Raw genomic sequence first — 7,672 nt, 5'->3', positions numbered from 1 at the left:
CATGGGGTTGGCCGGGGAAAGAAGTCATGATTTCGGCCTAGCGGATGACCAGCTTGATGGTGTTGAGCAGGTCGTCGGCGGTCGCCGGTTTGACGATCCAGCCCGAGGCGCCGGCGGCCTTGGCTTCCGCCTTGCGGCTTTGCTGTGATTCGGTGGTCAGGAAGAGAATCGGCAGGAACTTGTAGGCAGGTAGCGTGCGCACCTGCTTGATCAGCTCGATGCCGTTCATGCCGGGCATGTTGAGGTCGGTGATCAGGAGGTCGACCTTGACTCCGGCCTTGAATTTCTTCAAGGCCTCGTCGGCATTCGACGCCTTCTCGACGGCAAAGCCGGCCTTGCCGAGGATGCTCGATACACTGAGCAGGATGGTTGCCGAATCATCGACCAGAAAAATGGTTTTTGCCATGGGAAAGCTTTCTCCTGTGTGGAATGGGGCGCGTCGCCGGCAGCACCGCCGGGACAATAAAGAGCCTGGTCAATGACCTGCCGCGAGGCAGGGGTCGGTACCTCCGAACACTATCCTGCACACCCGAGCTCATGCTGGGGATTGTACTGACAATTCCCGGAGTGAGTACAATTTACCATCCGACGACGGGGTTTTATGGTTCAATAACAGATGGTAATTGACCATTTCAGATGGCTGTCGGTCAATACTTCAGGATTCATTTCAGGAGATTGCGATGCGCATTCTTGTCCTCTTCTGGCGTTTTGCCATGCTTGTCGGCGGTTTGACCGTCGCTGCACAGGGAAGCAGCGCAGACCTCGCCACGAGCCGGATCGATCGAGTCCGGGAGACTGGAGTGCTGCGTGTCTGCATCTGGCCCGATTACTACAGCATCACCTATCGCAACCCGAAGACGCAGTTGCTGTCCGGGATCGATATCGATCTGGCCGGCGAACTCGGCAGGGACCTCGGCGTGGCGGTGCAGTTCGTGGATAGCTCCTTCGCCAGGCTGATCGATGATGTCACTCAGGATCGCTGCGATCTGGCCATGTTTGCGGTCGGCATCACGCCCGCGCGTGCGGAAAAGCTGCGCTTCACGCGCCCTTATCTGGCCAGCGACATCTACGCGATCACCACCAGAAGCAACCGCCGGATCCAGGACTGGGATCAGATCGACCGCAGCGGCTCGGTGGTGGCCGTGGCCAAAGGGACGCTTCATGAGTCGATCATGAAGGGGAAGCTCAAGGCGGCGAAACTGCTGGTGCTCGACACTCCATTTGCACGCGAACAGGAAGTCCAGTCGGGTCGCGCCGACGTTTTTCTGACCGACTACCCCTATAGCCAGCGTTTTCTGGCGAGCACCGACTGGGCGCGCCTGGTCTCGCCTCCCGGTACCTACCACATCACCCCCTACGCTTATGCCATGCAGCCTGGTGACGAGGCCTGGGCGGCACGCATCGAGCGCTTCGTCAGCGACATCAAACACGATGGGAGGCTGCTGGCAGCCGCCCGGCGGCACAAACTCGAGACCATCGTGTCCCCATGACGCGACGCGCCTGGCGGCAGTTACGGACGACGTTTCTGCTTCTTCTGGGCGTATTCGTGGGCGGCATGGTCGCCATGAGCGTCTACACCCTGTGGCGTCTGCGTGGCGAGGCGGTGGCCAACAGTCTGGGCATCGCCGCGATGCATTCGCGGGGTTTCGAGGATTTCCTGACGCAAAGCCTGCACCTCACCGAGCTGGTCGCGGTCAACTCCCTGGCGCAGGTGCCACTTGTACGCGATGCGCGCGAGATCGAGCGGATTTTCGTGGCAGCCCTGCAGCATGCACCGTTCCTGCGCTCGATATCCCTGCTCGACGACGCGGGCCGGATTGTCGCCAGTTCCAATCCGGCCAACCTCGGCGTGAAGGTGGCGACACAAAGTTATCTGCCGGCAGCCTCTGGCCAGTTGCAGATCCTGCGTATCGGCGAGCCCTGGGCAGGGCGTGATTTCGCCAGCGGCCAGCCATCGACGGCGGGAACGCCCGTCGATGCCGACTCGCTCAGCTTCATTCCGGTGACACGCGGCATCGGGCTTGGCAAGGATCGCGTCACCTTGCTCTTTGCACTGAATCCGGACTATTTCATCAACCATATTGCCCAGAAGCTCGCCGTCGGGGAAGGATCGGTCAGCGTGCTGCGCTACGACGGCACGCTGCTGATGGATGGCGATCCCGGCGGGCGACCCGGATCGCTGCAGGACCACTTCGTTCGCGACCTGCGCCTCGACGAAGTCGAGTTCGGCCAGTTCGAACAGGACCGCGGCGAGGACCACCCGCGGCTGATCGCCTTTCGAGCATCGCGACTGTACCCCTTCCTCGTCGTCACGGCGCTCGATCGTCGGCACGCCCTGCAGCAATGGCGGATCGAGACCAGAACCGTGCTGGGCGTGATGGTTCCTGCCCTGCTGGCGAGCACGCTGCTGGCGATCGGCCTCTACCGTCGGCAGATGCAGTTGGCCGAGCAACGCGTAGAATCCGAGCGCCTGCAGCAGATCAACGCGGCCAGCGTGTTCACCAACGCCCGCGAGGGCATCATGATCACCTCCCCTGATGGCACGATCCTCGACGTCAATGAGGCCTTTTCCCGGATGAGCGGTTTCAGTCGCGAGGAATCGCTGGGGCAGAACCCGCGCTTTCTCCGCTCCGGTGTTCAGGAAAAGGAGTTTTACACTGCCATGTGGGGCAATCTGACCGGCCAGGGCCACTGGAGCGGTGAAGTCTGGAATCGCGGCAAGAACGGCGAGATGTTTGCGGCGATGCTCACGATCAGCGCGGTGCGCGATGATCAGGGCAGAACCCGGCAGTACGTGGCCCTGTTCACCGACATCACCCTGCTCAAGGCAAACGAAGAAAAACTCAAGCGGACGGCTCACTACGATGCGCTGACCGGCTTGCCCAATCGCGTGCTGCTGGCCGACCGCCTGCAGCAGGGCATGATGCAGACCCAGCGGCGCGGCCAGCGCCTGACCGTTGCCTTTCTCGACCTCGATGGCTTCAAGACCGTCAACGACCAGCACGGTCATGAAGCCGGCGATCAACTGTTGATGACGGTGGCGGGGCGAATGAAGCAGGCCTTGCGCGAAGGTGACACGCTGGCGCGCCTGGGGGGCGACGAGTTTGTCGCGGTATTGCTCGATCTTCCCGACATCACTTCCTGTGCGCCGATCCTGAACCGCCTGATTGTGGCCAGCGCCCAGTCGGTGTCCTACGGCGAGCAGCGACTGCAGGTGTCGACCAGCATCGGCGTGACCTTCTACCCGCAGTCCGAGGAGGTCGATGCCGATCAACTGTTGCGCCAGGCCGACCAGGCCATGTACCAGGCCAAGCTCGCCGGCAAGAACCGCTACTGTGTCTTCGATGCCGAGCTGGATCGCAGCGTCCGCAGCCATAACGAAAGGCTGGAGGACCTTCGCCGTGGCCTGTTGGCCGATGAATTCGTTCTCCACTATCAGCCCAGGGTGAACCTGCGCAGCGGCGCGGTGATCGGGGTCGAGGCCCTGATTCGCTGGCAGCATCCGGAACAGGGATTGCTGCTGCCGGCCACTTTCCTGCCGCTGATCGAGAATCACTCGCTTGCGGTCGATCTCGGGGAATGGGTGATCGCGTGTGCGCTGGCGCAGATCGCAGCATGGCGCGCGGCCGGACTGGAGATGGCGGTCAGCGTCCATATTGGCGCCCGGCAGTTGCAACAGGCCGGCTTCGTCGATCGCCTGGCCGAGATTCTGGCCGGACAGCCGGAGGTCGAACCCGGCAGGCTCGATCTCGAATTGCGGGAGACCCGTGCGCTGAAGGATCTGGCCAGCGTCTGTGCGATCATCACCGCGTGCCGGAAAATCGGCGTGTCGTTTGCCCTCGACGATTTTGCCTGTGGTCATTCCTCGCTGATCTACCTGAAGAGCCTGCCGGTTTCCCGGATCAACATCGACCGCAGTTTCGTCTGCGACCTGCTCGAAGGTGGGGAGAATCGGGCCATCCTCGAAGGGGTGATCGGGCTTGCCACGGCCTTCCGCCGCCAGATCGTCGCCGAAGGCGTGGAGAATGTCGAACAGGGCCGGATGCTGCTCCAGCTCGGCTGCGAAAATATCCAGGGTGACGGCATCGCCCGACCGATGCCGGCTGCCGACCTGGTGGCCTGGGTGGCTGCCTGGCAGCGCGATGCGGCCGCTGCCAAACCGGCTTCGCCACGCACTCTGGCGACAACGGACCCGTCATAGCCGGACGGCTTATTTTCTCTCGCCCGGCGCGTTCAGAGACGCAGCGCCTCCGTCAGCGAGCGCACTTCATCTGCCGACTCATGCATGATTGCGAGCAGCGTGTCTTCGCCGATCAGCAGGTCGATCGAGGCTGCCGTGCCTTCCCTGGGAACGCCGTCGAGGTCGCGTAACGGGCTTTCGACCGGAGCCAGTTCGTCGGCCAGCAGCAGGGTATCGCCGAGCGTTATCGGCGGCATCGCCAGAAAGCCTCGCCAGCACACTTCAATCGCCTCGACCACCGTTTGTGGGACCTCCAGAACCTGGAGCAGGGCACGACCGACCTCGGCCTCGCCGGTTTCGCTCCACGCCGAGAAATCCTCGTCGAGCAGGCCAGGATACTCGGCGGCGCGTGAAATCAGGTAGAACCCACTGATTTCATGGACGATGCCGGCGAACATCGCGGTTTCCGGGTCGAGGTGTGTCACCTTGCGGGCGATCACCTGCGCCAGTGCCGCGACATGTGCGGTGTGCTCCCAGAGTCGCGCTGCCATGGCGCGATCCTGCGCCGACAAGGGGGAGGCGAGCGCGCGCGTGACGACTGCCGCCGCCAGCGAGCGCAGATAGCGAAAACCCAGCCGCAAAACGGCCGTGCGTACATCGGTGATCGGGCGGCCCGAGGGATTGAAGGCGGTCGAGTTGGCCAGCGCCACGATCCTGGCCGATAACAGGGGCTCGGCCTTGATCAGGCGCGTGGCCTGGTCGATGTGGCAATCCGGATCGTTGATCGCATGCTGCAGTTTGAGCGCGACCAGCGCGTTGGTCGAGAAGTTCACCTCGCCATGCTCCAGTTCGGCGGCGATCTTCTTCAGGATGTCGTATCGTTGCATGGCCGTATTCAAACCTCGCGTCGGTTGAAGATTTCGATCAGCGCCGCAGGGATCTGCTGGAGTGGCAACACCCGATCGGCGGCGCCGAGCTTGATCGCCTCCCTGGGCATGCCGAAAACCACGCAGGAGGCTTCATCCTGGGCGATCGTCGCGGCGCCGGCATCTTTCATCTCCTTGAGGCCGCGGGCGCCGTCGTCGCCCATGCCGGTCATGATCACACCGATCGCGTTGCCTCCGGCAAACCGGGCCACCGAGCGAAAGAGTACATCGACCGAGGGTTTGTGGCGATTGACCAGGGGGCCGTCGAGCACCTCGATGTAATACTGCGCGCCGTTACGCTTCAACAGCATGTGCCTGCCGCCGGGGGCGATCAGCGCGCGCCCCGGCATTACGCGGTCGTTGTTCCTGCCCTCCCGGACCTCGATCGTACACAGCGAATTGAGGCGTTCGGCGAACATCGCCGTGAACTGCTCGGGCATGTGCTGGACGATGACGATGCCCGCGATCGTCGGCGGCAGGCGGGTCAGCACCGCTTCGAGCGCCTGCGTTCCGCCGGTCGAGGTGCCGATGGCGATCACCTTGTCGGCCGTCCGCGGCACCGTCGCGTTGCCGGCGGAGAGAATGGCGTCAGCGCTGTTGCGCGTCATTCTCTCCAGCGTCGGCAGCCGCGTGCTCGCCGCCGGATGGGCGGTGGCGAGCGGTTGTCCCGGCAAGGCGACCCGGGTCCGGGCGGCCGCGCGGATGGCGGCGATGATGTCGTTGGCCGCATCTTCGAGGAAACCCTTGAGCCCGAATTTCGGTCGGTTGATGATGCTCACGGCACCGGCCGCAAGCGCCTGCATGAGCGTCTCGCTGCCGGTCGCGGCGGGTGATGAACAGATGATCACCGGCGTCGGTCGTTCAGCCATCAGCTTGCGCAGGAAAGAGAGGCCGTTCATGCGCGTCATTTCGATATCGAGAATGATCACATCCGGCCAGCTCCTGCGCAGCTTGTCCATCGCGAAGAGCGGATCGGCCGCCGTACCCATGACCTCGATGCCGGTCTCCCGGACCAGGGCCTGCGCGATGACCTGGCGGACCAGCGGTGAGTCATCGACGATCATGACCTGGATTCTCTTGTCGCTCATCAATGATGCTTTCGATGCTGAAATGGTGAATCGTTCATGACTGCCGGTGCTCCTGGAGGCTGCCCAGGTTGGCTGGGTCCCCCTGATCCAGCCTGTGGCCAGGGATGTGTCGGCGATTGGCTATGGCGGAGCGTTGTCGGAGTTACCCGTGGCGATCGTGTCGAAGGTGTCGGCGCAGACCAGAAAGCAGTCTACGATCAACGGGTCGAATTGCTCGCCACGCCCCTGCACGATGATCTCGACCGCCTTGTGGTGGGGCAGGGCGGGCTTGTACACGCGCTTGCTGATCAGGGCGTCGTAGACGTCGGCAATGGCCATCAGGCGTGCAGCGAAAGGGATATCCTCGCCGCGGAGGCCCTCCGGATAGCCCTTGCCGTTCCAGCGTTCGTGATGCGAATAGATGATTTCGCTGGCGATTCGCAAGAAAGGGTGCTGGGTGTCGCCCCCGCATTCGGCTGCGCGCAGGGCATCTCGGCCGAGCGTCGTATGCCGCTTCATGATCTCGAACTCACCGACATCGAGTGGTCCCTCCTTGAGCAGGATCTGGTCGGGTATTCCCACCTTGCCGATATCGTGCAGGGGGGCGCATTTCCAGATCAGTTCCCATTCTTCGATTGACATACGTTCAAGCTGTGCGGGTTGTTGCAGGAGGTATTCGACGAGCGTCCGGACGTAGGCGCGGGTCCGGCGGATATGGTTGCCGGTCTCGTTGTCGCGGGTTTCGGCGATTGCTCCGAGGGTCACGATGGTCAGTTCCTGATTGCGCTGCAGGTCCAGCGTCCGGGCTTCGAGGGCATGCGTGCGTTCTCTCACCAGTGATTCGAGATGGAGATTGCGATCCGCCAGATAGATCTGAGCCTGGCGCAGGCGTAGTTGCGTGCGTACGCGTGCCAGCAGAATCGGTGGCGCCACCGGCTTGGGCACATAATCGACGGCGCCGAGTTCGAGACCGCGGATGATGTCGGCCATATCCGTGTGGCTGGAAAGAAAGATCACCGGGATCTCGGCGGTGCGGGTATCCCGCTTGAGCGCCGAGCAGACCTGATAGCCGTTCATGTCGGGCAATTCGAGGTCGAGCAGGACCAGGTCCGGTGCCGGCGACAATTGCGCCAGTTCGAGGCCCTTGCCGCCACGTGTTGCGATGCGCGTGCGAAAGTGCGGGAGAAGACATTCGTTGATGACTTCGAGGGTAGCCGGATCGTCATCGATCAGGAGAATGGTGGTCATGATCTTTCATCCAGGATGTGGGTTGTTCCATGATCGGGGAACAGCCGTCTTGCGGCGTCGAAATCGAAACTGCGCACGCATGCCAGGGACGCGTGCAGCGGTGCTGCCCACGCCGTCTCGCCGAGTTCCACGAGACAGTCATGGATGGCGCGCTCGCTGTCGCCGTCGGCGGTCTCGAGCCGGCGCAGCAGTGCCAGGAGACTTGCCGGAAGGGGTCCTGCGGGCAGCGGTGTATACCGTGCGCGGTCACG

7 protein-coding genes are annotated in these 7,672 nt (G+C 62.9%); 2 read left to right on the top strand and 5 right to left on the bottom strand.

The features are described 5' to 3' along the window. Window positions 1–37: 37 nt before the first annotated feature. Window positions 38–406: a response regulator gene (locus AW06_RS14385; protein ID WP_034951443.1), complete on the bottom strand. Its 369-nt coding sequence runs from the start codon at window positions 404–406 to the stop codon at window positions 38–40. Window positions 407–713: 307 nt separating this feature from the next. On the opposite strand from AW06_RS14385, the gene AW06_RS14380 reads away from it, so the two are divergent. Beyond that, window positions 714–1,490 carry an ABC transporter substrate-binding protein gene (locus tag AW06_RS14380; protein ID WP_273704728.1) on the top strand — a complete coding sequence of 259 codons (777 nt, stop codon included), beginning with the start codon at window positions 714–716 and terminating at the stop codon, window positions 1,488–1,490. Next, complete coding sequence (locus tag AW06_RS20790) at window positions 1,487–4,201, top strand: EAL domain-containing protein (protein ID WP_273704727.1); 2,715 nt, start codon at window positions 1,487–1,489, stop codon at window positions 4,199–4,201. Before AW06_RS14380 ends, AW06_RS20790 begins: the two co-directional genes overlap by 4 nt. Window positions 4,202–4,233: 32 nt before the next feature. Here the strand turns inward: AW06_RS20790 and AW06_RS14370 are convergent, their stop codons facing one another. The 4 genes from AW06_RS14370 to AW06_RS14355 form a co-directional block, all read right to left on the bottom strand. Next, the gene (locus AW06_RS14370) at window positions 4,234–5,067 is read right to left on the bottom strand and encodes an HDOD domain-containing protein (protein ID WP_034951439.1); all 834 of its coding nucleotides are present in this window, start codon (window positions 5,065–5,067) and stop codon (window positions 4,234–4,236) included. Between the two features lie 8 nt (window positions 5,068–5,075). Further along, entirely contained in the window at window positions 5,076–6,194 is a 1,119-nt protein-coding gene (locus AW06_RS14365; protein WP_034951437.1) for a chemotaxis response regulator protein-glutamate methylesterase, read from the bottom strand. A gap of 120 nt (window positions 6,195–6,314) precedes the next feature. Continuing rightward, window positions 6,315–7,421 carry an HD domain-containing phosphohydrolase gene (locus AW06_RS14360; protein ID WP_034951435.1) on the bottom strand — a complete coding sequence of 369 codons (1,107 nt, stop codon included), beginning with the start codon at window positions 7,419–7,421 and terminating at the stop codon, window positions 6,315–6,317. Continuing rightward, a partial coding sequence (locus AW06_RS14355) for a hypothetical protein (protein WP_034951432.1) occupies window positions 7,418–7,672 on the bottom strand: 255 nt, incomplete at its 5' end. The genes AW06_RS14355 and AW06_RS14360, both read right to left, overlap by 4 nt.

Origin of the sequence: Candidatus Accumulibacter cognatus, from assembly GCF_000584975.1 — a bacterium.
GTDB lineage: Bacteria > Pseudomonadota > Gammaproteobacteria > Burkholderiales > Rhodocyclaceae > Accumulibacter > Accumulibacter cognatus.
The sequence above is the reverse complement of the archived record's forward strand: the minus strand, read 5'-3'. Positions and strand labels throughout refer to the sequence as shown.